The 16,083-nt window shown below is 57.1% G+C and carries 15 protein-coding genes; 12 read left to right on the plus strand and 3 right to left on the minus strand.

Translation table 11 applies throughout. From position 1 onward, the window contains the following. Positions 1-57 precede the first annotated feature (57 nt). The 5 genes from rpoH to FGO67_RS03840 all read left to right on the plus strand — a co-directional run bounded on the left by rpoH (position 58) and on the right by FGO67_RS03840 (position 5,002). A complete protein-coding gene (gene rpoH / locus FGO67_RS03820; protein ID WP_203299384.1) occupies positions 58-918 on the plus strand; it encodes an RNA polymerase sigma factor RpoH in 861 nt (286 codons plus the stop codon). A 121-nt stretch (positions 919-1,039) separates the two neighbouring features. Continuing rightward, positions 1,040-1,951, plus strand: a complete 912-nt coding sequence (locus tag FGO67_RS03825) for an NAD(P)-dependent oxidoreductase (protein WP_203299385.1) — start codon at positions 1,040-1,042, stop codon at positions 1,949-1,951. Positions 1,952-1,955: 4 nt separating this feature from the next. Further along, positions 1,956-2,735: a hydroxypyruvate isomerase gene (gene hyi / locus FGO67_RS03830; protein ID WP_203299386.1), complete on the plus strand. Its 780-nt coding sequence runs from the start codon at positions 1,956-1,958 to the stop codon at positions 2,733-2,735. 118 nt (positions 2,736-2,853) lie between these two features. After that, entirely contained in the window at positions 2,854-3,534 is a 681-nt protein-coding gene (locus FGO67_RS03835; RefSeq protein WP_138438388.1) for a winged helix-turn-helix domain-containing protein, read from the plus strand. Further along, positions 3,521-5,002, plus strand: a complete 1,482-nt coding sequence (locus tag FGO67_RS03840; protein WP_338039531.1) for a HAMP domain-containing sensor histidine kinase — start codon at positions 3,521-3,523, stop codon at positions 5,000-5,002. The genes FGO67_RS03835 and FGO67_RS03840 overlap by 14 nt, the downstream gene beginning before the upstream one ends. Before the next feature lie 8 nt (positions 5,003-5,010). On the opposite strand, the gene FGO67_RS03845 is transcribed toward FGO67_RS03840, so the two are convergent. Then, positions 5,011-5,292: a hypothetical protein gene (locus FGO67_RS03845; protein ID WP_203299387.1), complete on the minus strand. Its 282-nt coding sequence runs from the start codon at positions 5,290-5,292 to the stop codon at positions 5,011-5,013. Positions 5,293-5,547: 255 nt separating this feature from the next. Then, entirely contained in the window at positions 5,548-6,030 is a 483-nt protein-coding gene (gene greB / locus FGO67_RS03850; RefSeq protein WP_203299388.1) for a transcription elongation factor GreB, read from the minus strand. A gap of 371 nt (positions 6,031-6,401) precedes the next feature. Here greB and FGO67_RS03855 point away from each other — a divergent pair, with 371 nt between their 5' ends. Genes FGO67_RS03855 through FGO67_RS03885 form a run of 7 tightly spaced genes read left to right on the plus strand, consistent with a single transcriptional unit; the run spans position 6,402 to position 13,942 of the window. Continuing rightward, positions 6,402-6,857, plus strand: coding sequence for a YfiR family protein (locus FGO67_RS03855; protein ID WP_203299389.1), 456 nt, complete (start codon positions 6,402-6,404; stop codon positions 6,855-6,857). Beyond that, entirely contained in the window at positions 6,854-8,344 is a 1,491-nt protein-coding gene (locus FGO67_RS03860) for an ATP-binding protein (protein ID WP_203299390.1), read from the plus strand. The genes FGO67_RS03855 and FGO67_RS03860 overlap by 4 nt, the downstream gene beginning before the upstream one ends. 13 nt (positions 8,345-8,357) lie before the next feature. Continuing rightward, positions 8,358-8,819 carry a response regulator gene (locus FGO67_RS03865; RefSeq protein WP_203299391.1) on the plus strand — a complete coding sequence of 154 codons (462 nt, stop codon included), beginning with the start codon at positions 8,358-8,360 and terminating at the stop codon, positions 8,817-8,819. 13 nt (positions 8,820-8,832) lie between these two features. Beyond that, positions 8,833-10,527 (plus strand): EAL domain-containing protein, encoded by a 1,695-nt coding sequence (locus tag FGO67_RS03870; RefSeq protein ID WP_338039532.1) that lies wholly within the window; start codon positions 8,833-8,835, stop codon positions 10,525-10,527. A 54-nt stretch (positions 10,528-10,581) separates the two neighbouring features. Further along, the gene (locus FGO67_RS03875; RefSeq protein WP_203299392.1) at positions 10,582-12,306 is read left to right on the plus strand and encodes a thiamine pyrophosphate-binding protein; all 1,725 of its coding nucleotides are present in this window, start codon (positions 10,582-10,584) and stop codon (positions 12,304-12,306) included. A gap of 11 nt (positions 12,307-12,317) precedes the next feature. Then, positions 12,318-13,148 (plus strand): citryl-CoA lyase, encoded by an 831-nt coding sequence (locus FGO67_RS03880; RefSeq protein WP_203299393.1) that lies wholly within the window; start codon positions 12,318-12,320, stop codon positions 13,146-13,148. Then, a complete protein-coding gene (locus tag FGO67_RS03885; RefSeq protein ID WP_203299394.1) occupies positions 13,145-13,942 on the plus strand; it encodes a citrate/2-methylcitrate synthase in 798 nt (265 codons plus the stop codon). Before FGO67_RS03880 ends, FGO67_RS03885 begins: the two co-directional genes overlap by 4 nt. On the opposite strand, the gene FGO67_RS03890 is transcribed toward FGO67_RS03885, so the two are convergent. Beyond that, on the minus strand, positions 13,939-16,047 hold the full coding sequence (locus FGO67_RS03890) for a TonB-dependent receptor plug domain-containing protein (RefSeq protein ID WP_203299395.1): 2,109 nt from the start codon (positions 16,045-16,047) through the stop codon (positions 13,939-13,941). The genes FGO67_RS03885 and FGO67_RS03890 overlap by 4 nt on opposite strands. Between the last annotated feature and the right edge of the window lie 36 nt (positions 16,048-16,083).

Consider the following 16,083-nt stretch of genomic DNA (forward strand, 5'->3'; position numbering starts at 1 on the left):
TGGCGGTCAAAGCACCAGTTGTTATATTTACTGGCCGTCAGGTTCGGAGGTTAAGGCATGGGTACGAGTTTACAGCTCATTGACAGACTGGTTCCGGGTGGAAATCTCGAGTCGTACATCCAGGCGGCGGGACGCATTCCGGTGCTCACCGCGGAAGAAGAGCGGGATCTTGCTGAAAAACTTCATTACGACGGCGATGTTGAGGCTGCTCGTCAGCTGGTGCTGTCACATTTGCGTTTTGTCATCCATATTGCGCGGAGCTATTCCGGGTATGGGCTGGCCCAGGCCGACCTGATTCAGGAAGGTAACGTCGGCTTGATGAAAGCCGTTAAGCGTTTCAACCCCGAATACGGTGTGCGTCTGGTGTCGTTTGCCGTGCACTGGATCAAGGCCGAGATCCACGAGTTCATCCTGCGCAACTGGCGCATCGTGAAAGTGGCCACCACCAAAGCCCAGCGTAAGCTTTTCTTCAACCTGCGCAGCCAGAAGAAAAAGCTGGCGTGGTTGAACCATGAAGAGCTGAAAGCGGTCGCCGCTGATCTGGGCGTAGAGCCCCGGGTCGTGCGCGAAATGGAAGGCCGGCTATCATCCCATGACACCGCCTTTGATGGCCCGATGGACGATGACGAGGACAACGCCTATCAGGCCCCGGCCTACTATCTTGAGGATCGTCGCAGTGATCCAGCCACCCAGCTGGAAAACGCGAACTGGACTGAAGATTCAAATGGCCGCCTGATGGAGGCGCTGCAGAACCTGGATGAGCGTAGCCAAGATATCCTCAGGGAACGCTGGCTCTCGGATAGCAAGTCTACGCTGCACGAGTTGGCCGATAAGTACGGCGTTTCTGCTGAGCGTATTCGCCAGCTTGAGAAAAACGCCATGAAAAAGATTCGAAATCAGATGGCCGAAACCGCCTGACCCTGGCCCTTCCGAACTCGGATCCCTGCAAACGCCACCACCGTTCCGGTTGGTGGCGTTTTTGTTTGTATAATCGATGTCCGCAAACAACACTTGAGACGACTGCAGGGGACTTTGGGTTATGACCGCTGAACGACCGCACATTGCTTTTCTGGGTATTGGCCTTATGGGCGGGCCTATGACCCGCAACCTCTTGGACAGCGGTTTCCCCATGACTTTGTGGAATCGCACCGCCAGCAAATGTGAGCCGTTTGCCGGTGAGGCTGCTATCGCTGACACGCCCGAACAGGCCGTGGCCAACGCTGATGTGGTCATCACCATGCTGGAGAACAGCGAGGTTGTAGATCGGGTTCTGGTTGCCCAAGGTGTTCTTGGCGCGCTTAAGCCTGGTGCCCTGCTGATTGATATGAGTTCCGTGCAGCCGTCTGTCGCTCGCCAACACGCCAAGCTCGCTGCTGAACGGAGCGCAGGCTATGTAGACGCTCCGGTGTCAGGCGGTACGGTCGGTGCGCAAGAGGCGCGCCTGAGTATCATGGCCGGCGGCTCCGAGGAAGACGTTGCGCGGGCACAGTTGGTGTTCGAGGCTTTGGGGCGGTGTACGAGGATCGGCCCCGTTGGGTCTGGTCAGTTAGCCAAGCTGGCGAATCAGGCGATCGTGGGCATTACTATCGGTGCGGTTTCGGAAGCACTGCTGCTGGCCGCCAAAGGCGGCGCCGACCCGGCTGCCGTACGTGAGGCCCTGATGGGTGGCTTCGCAGGCTCCCGAATTCTGGAGTTGCACGGACAGCGCATGTTGGATCGGGATTTTGCGCCCGGAGCGCCGGCCAGGATCCAGCTCAAGGACATGCGCATGATCCTGGATGAAGCCCGCGACGAGGGGCTGACCCTGCCGCTGTCGCAGCAGGTGCATAATGAATACCTGTCACTGGTTGCCAATGGCCACAGTGATGTCGACCACAGCGGTTTGCTGCTGGAACTGGAACATCTGAACGGAGCGTTGCTGGGATCCCTCGGCCGCGGGCCGAAGGAGTAACACCATGCCACGCTTCGCTGCCAATCTGTCCATGCTGTTTACCGAGGTGGATTTCACAGAACGCTTCGCCTGCGCCCGTGCCGCGGGGTTTGAGGGGGTCGAATACCTGTTTCCCTATGCCTATCCAAAAGACTTGTTGAGTCGGGCGCTCAGTGACAATGAGTTGACTCAGGTACTGTTCAACCTGCCACCGGGTGACTGGGATGCGGGTGAGCGGGGTATTGCCTGTCTGCCCGAGCGGATCGAGGAATTCCGGGCCGGAGTCGATCAAGCGATCGACTACGCCAAGGCGCTGGGCTGCCGGCAACTGAACTGCCTGGCCGGGCTGCGGCCGGAGTCTGTGTCCGAGGAGTTGGCCTGGCAAACGCTGGTTGAAAACGTGGCCTACGCCGCGGAGAAACTGGCCGCCGAGGACATTACCCTGTGTCTGGAAGCCATCAATTCCCGAGTGGATATGCCGGGCTTTATGCTGGATACCAGCGGCAAGGTGCTGGCGCTGATTGAGCAAGTGGATGGCGACAACGTAAGGTTGCAATACGACCTGTACCACATGCAGATTATGGAAGGCGACCTGATAAGGTCCATGGAGTGCCTTTTACCGTGGATAGGCCACATTCAGTTCGCCGATAATCCCGGGCGACACGAGCCCGGCACCGGCGAGATTAACTTTTCGAATGTTTTTGCAGCGATTGACAGCGTGAGGTACGAAGGCTGGGTCAGCGCGGAATACCGGCCCTCCGGAGCAACCGGGGATAGTCTGGCGTGGTTTAGGGGGCAGGGGTGACCGTCGCCATAGGCGACACCCTCTTACAAGATCGTAACTGGCTCGGCCACTTACTTCTTCGTACCCTGTCATTACTTTGAGCTTTAAAAATCGTAATCCGTTTACGGGAGGTAGGCCGGTGAAAGCACTGGTAATCGAAGACGATCAGGACGTAGCAAATTACCTGGTGAAGGGGCTAAGAGAGTCTGACTTCGTTGTGGACCATGCCGCCGACGGGAAAGACGGTATGTTGATGGCGGCCAGTGAAGAATACGACATCATGATCGTGGACCGGATGCTCCCGGGCATGGACGGACTGTCCATCATCAAAACAGTGCGGGCTACGGGAAACCAGGTGCCGGTGCTGATCCTGAGTGCACTGGGCGACGTGGACGATCGCGTTGAAGGTCTGCGCGGCGGTGGTGATGACTATCTCACCAAGCCGTTCTCCTTTACCGAACTGCTGGCCCGGATTGAATCGTTGGTGCGTCGTAACCGCCAGACACCGGAAACCGAAACGGTATTGCGGGTGGCCGATCTGGAGATGGATCTGCTGGCGAGGACTGTAAAGCGTGCGGGCCAGAACATTGATGTCCAGCCCAGGGAATTCCGGCTGCTGGAATACCTGATGCGTAACGCCGGCCAGGTGGTCACCCGGACCATGCTGCTGGAGAAGGTGTGGGACTATCATTTCGATCCCCAGACCAACGTGATTGACGTGCACATCAGCCGCCTGCGGGCGAAAATCGACAAGGAATTCGAAACACCCCTGCTGCAAACCATCCGGGGTGCAGGGTACATGTTGCGTGAAACTGCTTAGTCAGCTCAGGACCTCGTCCTTCCAATTAGCCTTGCTGTACATGGTGGTGTTTGCCACCTCAGTCTTTATTTTGCTGGCCTTTATCTATTGGCGTACAGCGGGTTTCATGACCGCTCAGACCGATGAAACCATCGAAGCGGAAATTGCCGGTCTGGCAGAGCAGTATCGCGGCCGTGGCGTGAACGGCCTGATCACCATCATTCGCGAACGGGTCGCCCGCGACCCGAACGCCAAGTCGATTTACCTTCTCACCACCGATGACTTCCTGAAATTGGCCGGTAATATCGAGTCCTGGCCCCAGGGGGCCCGATCAGAAAGTGGCTGGATTAACTTCACCCTGAATGAAGATATAGGCTGGAATGGCCCGAAACGCCTGGCCCGTGCCCGCATCTTTGAGGTGCAGGGTGGTCTTCGATTGCTGGTAGGGCGTGATGTCGATGAGCTCACCAACCTGAAGCGGGTCATTGAGACCGCCATCAACTGGGGGATGGGCATAACCCTGGCCCTGGCCCTTCTTGGTGGCTTCCTGATGAGCCGCAGCACCACCCGGCGCATTGAGGTGATCAACAACACGTCGCGTCGAATCATGAACGGGCATCTTTCCCTGCGCATCCCCACCCGGGGCACCGAAGACGATTTCGATCAGCTGGCAGAAAACCTGAACCAGATGCTCGATCGGATTGTGTACCTGATGGAAGGTATCCGCCATGTTTCCGACAGCATTGCCCACGACCTGAGGACGCCACTGACTCGGCTGAGAAACCAGCTGGAAAGTACCCTGATGTCCGTCGATAACGACGAGGCGCGAGAGCAGGCCGGCCGTGCCGTGGCCGAAGCCGATCAGCTATTGGCCACCTTCAACGCGCTGCTGCGAATTGCCCGCCTGGAAACCCGTGGCAATGCCGCCGATATGAAGCCGGTTGCCCTGGATGAGCTGGTTGCAGACGCCTGTGAGTTGTACGAAGCGCTGGCTGAAGACAAGGAGCAGCGGTTCGAGCAGCACGTGGAAAAGGGTGTGATGATTGAGGGTGACCGGGATTTGCTGTTCCAGATGGTCAGCAACCTGATTGATAACGCGATCAAATATACGCCAGAACAGGGTGTTATCGGGGTGGCGGTCCGCAGAGAGGGCGAGGAATCGATCTTCGAAGTGCGCGATAGCGGTATCGGCATACCTGACGACGAGAAAGAGCAGGTGTTCCAGCGCTTTTACCGGGTGGGTAAGAGCCGCTCATTGCCTGGCAACGGTCTGGGTCTGAGTCTGGTCAGTGCCGTTGCCGAGATCCATCAGGGCCGGATTGTGCTCAGTGATACTCAGCCGGATGCGGACGCGCCCGGGTTGACGGTATCGGTTCACATGCCGGCATTCACCGGTGTCCGCAAGCGCATCAAAGCGACGACGATGGAGCAAACCGCTGGAGTAGGCGGGGATAACTCACCCACTCCCACCGAGGCCAGTGACGCCTGAGGTCAGGGTTACTGGCTGGCGCGGAAACGGTTAACCCGCTCGAAAACCGGTCCAAAAATGGCCTCGGCTCGGGATTCAATCGCCTGGGTGAAGTGCTCAACCTGAGACCGGCGACGATCCACTTTGGCCTGAATGCTGTCCCACTCGCCCTCAAGGTGCTTCTGCTCAGCCGCCAGGAAGGCCGCAATATTGTGGCGGTTAACCTTGCCGGTGATGCCGTATTGGTCCAGGCGATAGCCGAGGGTGTCGATACCATCGAGGGCAATATTCAGCAATTTCTGGGTGTTCATGGACAGGCTCCGTGTTTGCGAATCTTCAGGGAAATCTATTCCCGCAAAATAGCGCCAGAGCCTAGAGTGTACAACCTAATTCCCGTTTTTCAGTACGCGGGCACACCTGAACAAAAGGTAATTCACCGGCCACGCTGTTGTAACCCCGGGCGTGCATAATAGAAGCTGTAATATTTGAGGCGGGCGACCAACACGGCCCGCTTCACTCTCCAGCACAGCGCTAGCCTTAACCCCGTTATTACGGGGTTTTTTTCGTTAAACCGAGCCGTTTTCTTCGTACCACACCTGGTCAATCCACCAGAGCTTTTCAGCAGTGGGTGTTCGCACCGATACCTCGTCGCCAGGCTCCTTCTTGAGGCATGCGCGGGCAACGGGGGCGTCGATAGACACGAAATCCTTACGCTCGTAGATCTCATCGGGGCCGACAATTCGGAAAGTCAGGGAGGTTTCGTCATCCACCAGCCGGACCCAGGCGCCGAAAAAGACCCGGCCTTCCTGCACCTCGGAATAGTCCACAATCCTGACACTCTCCAGGCGGGTACGGATGTAGCGCACTCGTCGGTCGATTTCGCGCAGGCGGCGCTTGTTGTACTGGTAGTCTGCGTTCTCTGACCGGTCACCGAGGCTGGCAGCCCAGGTCACCTTCCGGGTGACCTCCGGCCGTTCGGTGCGCCAGAGAAAATCCAGTTCCTGTTGCAGCTTGTCGAATCCGGCGCGGGTAATCAGGTTTGTTTTCATAGTTAATAAAGGTAGCTATCGAGACAAGAGGCTGGGGAAACGTATAGAGTCTCAGATTGATCACGGCAGTGCTATCTCAGACACATCCGAAAACACTTCTTAACCAACCGTTTATTGACGCGAAGACCACCGATGCTAACCTTCGTGGAACAATTCCGGCATTGTGGGTTATAAGCGAAAAGCCTTTCAACAAGCCGACTACTGATTGCGATGGATCGACACACTCCGGGCTGGCTTGCCGAACGTACAGAGCGTACGTCGTTCAAGGTAAGGGTTCGATAATGCATGTGGCCGGGGGCTGCCCTCAGTTGTTTTTAAAATTTCTCATAGCGATGCTGCTGTGGTCGACCCTGGGGACGGCCTACGGATCAGTGCGTTCCGAATATGAGGTAAAGGCAGCATTTCTCTACAACTTCACCCGACTCATCACCTGGTCTGAGCCTTCTGAAGAAGGGGCTCGACTAACCATTTGTGTATTTGGTCGAGACCCGTTTGGCGGGGTGCTCCAAAATTTGAATGGCCGGGTGTCCCAGGGCCGTGCATTGGAGTTGAACTATCCCGCCTCGCTGGAAGAGATCGATCGCTGCCAGGTGCTGTTCGTGGGTGCTGGCAAAGACCGTGATCTTGCCGAGATCACCGACTATGCGCATGCACGGCAAATTCTGACCATCAGTGAGATCCCCGACTTCGTGGATGAAGGGGGGATCATTGGCTACGTCAAGGAAGGCAACGTCATCCGCTTCGAGATTAACCTGCTGTCAGCCCAGCAGGCCGGCCTCCAGATCAACTCCCGGTTGCTGGAACTCGCCTTAAGGGTAATCCGATGAGCAACCACTGGCGCTGGCAGTACTGGCCCCTGAGAACCAAGCTCCTGTTGCTGACGGTCTCCATCAGCACCCTGGGTATTTTGCTCGTCTGTACCAGCCTGGTTGTGGTGGAAAATCGCACCTACGAGGCGCAGCTTGAGTCCGAGCTGGGTGTGATTGCGGATATCCTGACGGAGCAATCGGCGGCCGCCTTGTTGTTTGAGGACAGTCAGCAGGTTAAAACCATACTCTCCAGTTTGAATCAGATCGAGACCATCGAGCAGGTCTGTGTTTACAACGTTTCCGGCGATGTCATGAGCGCCTTGAATGGAACAGGCTACGAGCCCTGTCCGAGCCTCGATGTGGATCCGGCGGTGGGGTTCGTGGGCGACTACTATCGCCTGCTTGAGCCGGTAACGCTGGATGGAGATATTGTTGGGCAGTTCTATCTGATGTCCCGGCTCGAGGTGCTTCGGGAGCACATCTGGACCTTCATCGTCATATCGTTCAGCGTCGGCGTCGGGATACTAGTGCTATTGATCTGGGTGGCCTCGCGTCTTCAGCGGCTGATATCGGAGCCCATCGTTGAGCTCTCGAATGCCGCCGATCGGATTTCCAATGAACATGACTATTCCATTCGGGTGCCGGTCTATGGGAAAGACGAGCTGGGCATCCTGGGCAGCGCGTTTAACGAGATGATTGGCACCATCCAGCAGCAGAACCAAAAAATCCTGCAGAGCAAGAATGACCTGGAGCGCACGGTTGCTGAACGAACCTCGGAGCTGAGTCTGGCTAACCGTGAGTTGGAAGCGTTCAGTTTTTCGGTGTCCCACGATTTGCGTCAGCCGCTGAGAGCCGTCGAAGGTTTCGGTCAGGCCCTTGAAGAGGACTGCCGGGATCAGCTGGACGATACGGGGCTCGACTACCTGGCCCGAATTCGGGCGGCCACGGTGAGAATGGGAGGCCTGATTGATGGCATGCTGGTACTTTCCCGCGTCAGTCGGCAGGCCATGGAGGTCGAGCGCGTTGACCTGAGTGCGATGCTGGCGGAAATCCTTGAGGAATTGCAGGACACTACCGATACAGTGCCGTCGGAAGTGACCATTCAGCCGGACATGCAGGTGGTTGGCGATGAGCGCATGTTACGCATTGCTTTCCAGAATCTGTTGGAGAACGCGTGGAAATACACCTCAAAAAACGAGAAAAGAGCGATTGATGTGTCTGCGTGTGAAGAGCACAACAGTATTACCATCGCATTGAAGGACAATGGGGTGGGCTTCGATATGAAGTATGTCGACAAGCTGTTCGTGGCTTTCAACCGTTTGCACACTCCGGCCCAATTCTCCGGAACGGGTTTGGGGCTTGCCACGGTAGATCGTGTGGTACGGCGCCATTTCGGCCGGGTATTCGCGGAATCGCCAATCGACAGCGGTGCTTGCTTCTATGTAGAGTTGCCCCGGCCAGAGCGTGGTGCGGAGTCAGGGTTGCAACAACAGGCAACCCGCTAGAATCGGAGAGAGTATGGCTAAGGGAGAGTGTTCAATTCTGGTTGTCGAAGACAACCCAGATGACCAGATCCTGACGATGCGGGCGCTCCGGAAGGCGAGCAGTCATAGCCCCATTATTCTTCAGGAGGACGGCCAGGCCGCCCTGGGATTTCTCTTTGGCACCGAAAGCAGTAAACGTTCACCCCAAGTCGACACCCTTGGTGTGATTCTCTTAGATCTCAAGTTACCGAAGGTCAGTGGCCTCGAGGTGCTGCGGCGTATCCGGTCGTCACCACAGACGGATTGGCTTCCAGTGGTCATGATGACTTCGTCGGATGAGCCGAACGAACTGCGCGAAGCCTATCGTCTGGGCGCTAATAGCTTCGTTACCAAGCAGATTGACTATAGTAAGTTCAGTGAGCAGATGTGCCTGCTCGCCCGTTATTGGTTAACTGTAAATCAAGTTCCTATGGTCGGCTCATCCCGATCATTCTGAAAAGGTAGTGCTGGTGAGTGACATAAAAGGCCGCCTTCGGGTGTTGCTGATTGAAGACTCTGAGGATGACACCTTCCTCCTGTTGCGCGCTCTGAAAAAGGGAGGTATCGAGCCGTACTACAAAGTGGTGGACAGCGAGAGCGCGATGGAAACCGCGCTCATGGAAGAAACCTGGGACATGGTCATTACCGATCATAGCTTGCCCGGTTTTACCTCGTTTCGTGTGTTGGAGCTGAGCCACCAATATGCGCCTGATTTGCCAGTGATTATCGTGTCCGGTTTGATTGGTGAGGACGTCGCGGTAAGTGCGATGAAGGCCGGCGCCCAGGATTACATCATGAAGGACAACCTGAGCCGGTTGATTCCTGCGATTCAGCGAGAGATGCGGGAAGTGTCCGTCCGCCTTGCCAAAAAACGTGCTGAATCGACACTGGAACACATGGCCTACCACGACAGCCTGACCGATCTGGTCAATCGCCGTGAGTTTGAACGCCAGCTGATCCAGTCCCTCCATGATTCCCGCAAGTCCGCCCGCGAATGCGTGTTGCTGTACCTGGATCTGGACCAATTTAAAATCATCAACGACACCTGCGGCCACATGGCCGGCGATGAACTGCTCAAGCAGCTTTCGAAAGTGCTCGGCCAGCGGCTCCGAACTTCCGATACCCTGGCGCGTTTAGGTGGGGACGAGTTTGGGGTGCTGCTGCGCAACTGTGACGCGGTGGATGCCCGCAAGGTGGCTGAAAACCTGTGCAAAGAGGTCCGCGAGTACCGCTTTGTCTGGGAGGATAAACCGTTCGCCGTCTCCCTCAGTGTGGGCATGGTCATCATGGGGAGTCATTACAAAACGGCGAGCGAACTGCTCAGCCACGCCGACCTGGCCTGCTACGCCGCCAAGGACCGGGGTCGTGACAACGTTCAGGTGTATGAAACCAGTGACCTGAACATGCAGCAGCGCCAGCGCGATATGCACTGGACCAGTCGCCTGCAGAGCGCCCTGCAATCCGACGATTTCTTCTTGTACCACCAGGAAATGATCCCCTTGCAGGAAGCCAGTGCTGATGGTTTCCGCACCGAGTTTCTGGTGCGCTTGCGTGACGGTGACGATACTGTGCCCCCGGGCGCCTTTATTCCGGCCGCCGAGCGCTTCGGCCTGATGCCGCGCATTGACCGCCGGGTCATTGACCTGGCATTCGCCTACCTGGACCGCACTGGGCTGGGCCGGGAATCCACCGGTACCTTTTTCATCAATCTCTCTGGCGGCTCCCTAAGCGATGGTGAGCTGTTCCAATTCATCCACAGCAAGGTTCAGGAGTATTCGATCTTGCCTGCCCGGATCTGCTTTGAAATCACCGAAACGTCTGCTATTGCGCATTTAAACGATACGATCGAGTTTATCGAGCGAGCCCGTAAAGAGGGCTTCGAGTTTGCCCTAGATGACTTTGGCACCGGAATGAGTTCCTTCACTTATCTCAAAGCCCTGCCGATTGATTACCTGAAGGTGGATGGGGGCTTTATTCAGAACTTGCTCGCCGATCCGATTGATATGGGGATCGTCGACGCCTGCAACCGCATTGGCCACGCCGCCGGACTGAAAACCATTGCCGAATTTGTCGAAAACGATGACGTGAAAGACTGCCTCACCAAGCTCGGCTTCGACTACGCACAAGGTTATGGCATCGCGATGCCGGTTCCCCTGAACGAATAACATGCAGGAAGGCAAACAGCCTTCGTGCGCCCTCTACTGATTGATGAATAGCTTATGCTTGATTGCGGTGATTTGATTCTGAGGTACCTCGAGCGCCTGGGAGTGGCTTACGTGTTCGGTGTGCCCGGGGGCAGCATTGAGCCGTTGTATAACGCACTCGCGCGGAGTGAGCGTCAGGGTGGTATCCGGGCAGTCACCGCGCGCCACGAGACCGGCGCTGCCTTCATGGCCGATGGCTATGCCCGGGAGACGGGCCGGATTGGGGTTTGCTGTGCCACGGCCGGACCCGGCACCACCAATTTGCTCACTGGGGTGGCAAATGCCTACGCCGACAACATCCCGATGCTGGTGATTACAGCGCAGACTTCTCTGAACCGATTTGGCCAAGGTGCTTTTCAAGAATCCTCCTGTACCGGCATCAATACCCTGGACATGTTTTCCGGCTGTACCCGCTACAACACACTGGTTTCCCACCCTGAACAGCTGGAATCCAAGCTGCTGCACGCCTTAAGCCATGCCTTGGGCCAACAGCCCGGGCCAGTGCACCTGGCCATTCCGCTGGATGTTATGCGCCATGCTGTTGAAGACGCCTCAATGGCGTTAGGCCTGAGCGCCTTCATCCCTAACGAAGTGGTGCCGGATTCAGGCTCGGTCCAGCGGGTGGTCAGTGATCTCACCGATGTGATGCAGGCGACCATTGTGCTGGGTGAGGATGCCATCCACTCGGCAGACCAATGGATACAATTAGCGGAGCTGCGGAACTGGAATCTGGTAACCACACCCCGGGGTAAGGGCCTGGTGAACAGTTTTCACCCACAATACCGGGGCGTTTTCGGTTTTGCCGGCCATCAATGCGCAACCGATGTGCTGAAGCCTGAAAATGCGGACAGGGTGATCATGATTGGCGCTGCCCTCGACGAGGTCTCCACGGCGGGCTGGAGTCCCGATGGCCTGCTGTCCTCGCGCCTGATTCACCTGTCCGGAAACCCGGGGCACCTAACCCGGGCAACCATGGCGGGGCATGTTGTGTTGGGCGAGCCCCGATATGTTGTCGACGCGCTGTTAAAGGAGTTGGTCGGGGGGCAAGGCAAGGCCCGCCCAACTGTGTGGGGTACTTCCGACGGCGTTCCGGAATTCGTCGAAGGCCGCTTTCGGGAAAGCTGCTTTGCGACTTCGGGTCCGGTAAAGGCGCCGGCACTCATGACCTATTTGAGCAAGGCCTGCCCTGAAACAACGCGGACCCTGTTCGACACTGGCAACAGCTTTTTGTGGGGCATCCACCACTGGAATGTTGGGCAGCCTGGGCGGCCTTTGGCGTCCCGGAACCTGTTCCACATTGGGGTTGGCTTCGCGTCGATGGGCTGGGCCATAGGGGCTTCGGTGGGTATTGCTATGGCAGCTCGCGATGAACCGGTTTTGTGTGTGACGGGCGATGGCAGCTATCTGATGTCGGGCCAGGAGCTCACCACCGCAGCCCAGGAGAATTGCAACGTGCTGATGGTGGTGCTGAACGATTCATCATTGGGCATGATTCGCCATGGCCAGGCGCTGGGCGGTGCAGAGCAGATCGCCAATGAGCTGCCTTGCGTCGATTACGCGAAGATGGCGGAAGCCATTGGTGTGGAATCTTACCGGATTGCGACGCTGGAAGAGCTTCATGAGCTTGATCTGGCGTCGATTTTTGCGCGGCCCGGCCCGTGCTTGCTTGATATCCTGGTTGAACGTGAAGAAGTACCGCCCATGGGCGTCCGGATGAAAGTACTCAAAGAGACGGAATAAGCGGGATCAGCATGGCAACAGAGTATCAGTACCACTCCAATATCTGGCTGGAAGAGCCAGAGCCTTCTAATCCATTCGCCGCCAAGGCCAGTTTTTGCAGCGGCTACGATGTGCACAACGAGGTCATTCCCAACGCCAGCTGGTTTGAATACCTGCTGTTGTTGTTCAAGGGAGAGCGGCCGAAAAACTCGGATACTGCGTTGCTGGAAAAGCTGGCGATGGTGCTCGCCAATCCCGGCCCGCGGGAAGCCAGTGTTCGGGCCGCCATGAACGCCGGTGTTGCCCAAACCAACCATAGCTCTGCACTAATGGCAGCTTTGGCGGTGGGTGCCGGTCAGTACGGAGGCGCCCAGGAGCTCTCGATCTGTATGGCGCTCTGGCAGGAATGCCAGTTCGACATCACCCGATGGCAGAAGCGATTACTGAACCCCTCCGATGACGAGCGCGCCGACATCTGGTTGCCCATGGAGCATGCGCCCGGTTTCGATCCCAATGGTGACGCAACTCCGACACCGATCCTGCAATCTCTGGAGTTGCTGGCTGGCCTGGCCCCGGCCAATGGTGCACTGGCCTGGCTGAAAGCAAACCGGCAGGCCCTGGAGCTGCATGTTGGCTATCCCCTGGCCATGAGTGGACTGGCTGCCGCGGCATTGGTGGATTTGGGCATGGATGAGGACCAGGGCAGCATGCTCTACCTGATGCTCAGGCTTCCCGGCGCTGCGGTGCATGCCCTGGAGCAAAAACACGTGGGATGGAAAAACTTCCCCTTCTACGGCCCGGCCATCGAACTCGAAGAGGATGCATTTCCTGAAAGCCAGGACCAGAAGGGGGCAGGCGAATGAGCCACAAGAATCTGCTGGAAACCGAGAAGCACTGGTTAACCCGCAAAGGTAAGGCCTTCCTGTCGGACCGAGTGATCCTGCACGGCAAGGATCTTCATCAGGATCTTGGCGACCACGAGTGGATGCGGGTGTATCTCTACTCCATTCTGGAGCGTGAGGTTGAAGAGAACGTGGCCAAGCTGCTCAACACCTTTTGGGTGTGCACCGGCTATTCGGATGCCTCAATCTGGCCCAACCACGTGACGGCCCTGGCGGCTACCGTGCGCTCGACGCCCTCACTGTCATTGATGGCGGGGATGAGTGTCTCCGAAGCGTCGATTTACGGCCGGCGCCCTGAGGTTCGAGCCCTGGATTTCTTTTACCGGGCAGGGCGGCACTGCGACGCAGGGGGCGACCTCATTGAGTTTGTCGAGGGTGAGAAAGCCGCAGGTCGAACCTTATTTGGTTATGGGCGCCCACTGGCCAATACCGATGAGCGGGTTCCGTACATGCTGGAGAAGGCCAAGGAGTTTGGGCTGGATGGCGGTCGCCATCTCAAAATAGCCTTGGATGTATACGCTTACCTGAACGAGACCTACGGCTTTTCAATGAATGTGGCTGCTATTCATGCCGGGCTCGCAGCCGATGTGGGATTAAACTGTCAGGAATATCAGCTGTTTATGACTCCCTGCTTTATATCGGGCATGATTCCCTGTTACCAGGATGCCCGTGATCGGCCGGAGGGCAGCTTTTTTCCGGTCCGCTGCACCAACATCGTTTACAACGGGCCGGCTAAACGGAAGTGGGGCGATTAGAACTGGTACTGGGCTTCAATGTAGGCAAATCGTCCAGGCATCGGAAAGTCGCCTGGGATCTCCGGCCTTGGATCTGAGTAGGGGCTGGGTTCGCGGACATCCGCATTAAACGCATTTCTGACCGCTACCGCGATATCAAAACCGCGCCATAGGCCACGGGTTCGGGCGGTGAAGTCCACGGTGGTGTAGTCATCCACCGGCTCCCTCGAATCGGCTGCAGACCGTTTCTGCTCCCCGACGTAGTTGACCTGAGTCGTGAGGGTCCAGGTGGGCACCACTCGCCATTCTGTGCGGGCGTACGCCTGGTGATTGGGCGCCTGGCCAACGGATTTATTGGTATCCTGGTCTTCAGCTGTCTGGTAGGCGTAGTTCGCCGCCAGGTTCAGGTTATCTAGCAGCTGATACGTCATTTCCAGCTCGCCACCGTGGCCTTTGCGCTTCCCGGAATTCTGATATTGGGTGGCAACCGGGCCGGCAATGGGTTCGGCATTGATCAGGTCGTCTATTTCGTAATAGAAGACGTTAATGCCGTAATACAGGCGAGAAGTGGCCTGGTAAGCGAGGGCAAGTTCCAGGGTGTCGATGGTTTCCGGGTCCAGATCGTCATTGCCCACCAGAACCGGGTTGTTGGCGGCATACTGTTCGTTCAGTGAGGGGGCCCGGAAGGCCCGGCCGTACAGCAGTTTTGTGGTCAGATTGTCAGTAGTGGCCCAGATCAGCGCAGCCCGCGGGTTTACCGTTTCTCCAAAGTCGGCGTAATAATCGTAGCGAAGCCCACTCACCAGCTGCCAGTTCTGGGCAAATTGCCACTCGTCCTGCACAAAGGCGTAATAGTTCTTTCGGTCTTCCTCCGGCATCCAAACCTGATCCGGATCGTCTGAGACGTCGACCACCTCGCCCTTCGGGCTGAAATCGGTGTTGAAGTTCTTGGTCTCGGAGACATCGTAGAGATCCGCCCAGAAGGCGCCAATGCCAGACAGAATGCGATGGTCTTCCACGTTGCTGTAGATGGAGTTCAGATCAACCCGTACTTGCCGTTCCTTGTATCCGGGACTGCCCAGGAATCCCTCCGGAAAAGCGCCGTTAAAGGCCCCGGGAGGGAACAGCACGATGTCGTTTTCCGGTTCCTGGGTAAAGTTGAAATAGCTGATACGGGATTCGATATCCAGGCCGTCAACAATCTCCAACCAGCGGTAGCTGTAATCCATATTGATGCGCTGGGATTGGTACTGGCCCTCGGGATCGAGCGCTTGCGCGAGGCCTGGGCCGGTGCCCAGGTTTCTGCGGTCTTGCAGGCCAGCCCTGAAGTCCCAGCGATCGCCGTTAATCTCCAGCCGGGCGTCGAATTGATCCACAGCGGTGTTTACCGGGCCAGGGGCGAGCGAGGCCGAGGTGCCGAAGTCTTCATCGAAATTGGTTTGGGCATCCCGGTTAACAGACCGGCGCCAGCCATCGGTGCTCTGCTGTTCCATAACCAGGCTGATGTCGGTGTTGTTCCAGTCGGTGGCGGCCTCAACCCAGGCGCCTTGGGTATCAAAGCTTCCCGCACGCGCACCGGTGATCACGCCATCAATGTCCTGCGCACTCTTGGTGGTGATGTTGATTACCCCGGCATAGGCGTCGGCGCCATAAAGAGCCGAGCCGGGCCCACGAATAACTTCGATACGCTGGATGGCCTTCACCGGCATACCGCCCCAGGTGTTACCTCGGTTGCCGAACATCATGGTTGTGACTGGAACGCCATTGATCAGTAATAGGGCCTGGGGATTAAAGTTTGAGGTTATCCCGCGAAAAACATATCTGGGGGTGAATAGCTGATCCGAGTGATTCACGTGCAGGCCGGGGACAGTTTCAAGCACCTGGTCCAGATTGGTCGCCCCCATCGCCGCGATGTCCTCGGCGCTGATAACAGACGTAATGGCCGCAGCTTTGTCCAAAGGTGTTGCCGAACCGGAGGCAATCGATACCACCCGGATCTGGCCCAGCTCTTCCAGGGAAATGTCCCAGAAAGGATCGTCGTTCTGATTTGCGGAAACGGACGCAGAGGCAACCAGGCAAGCTAGCGCCGAAGCCCCGAGATGCCGTCGGGCTCTGAATTTGAACATAGATGGACCGCTTGGGTGGATCATGACCGGGCCTCA

Source organism: Marinobacter sediminum (assembly GCF_016820575.1).
Lineage (GTDB): Bacteria > Pseudomonadota > Gammaproteobacteria > Pseudomonadales > Oleiphilaceae > Marinobacter > Marinobacter sediminum.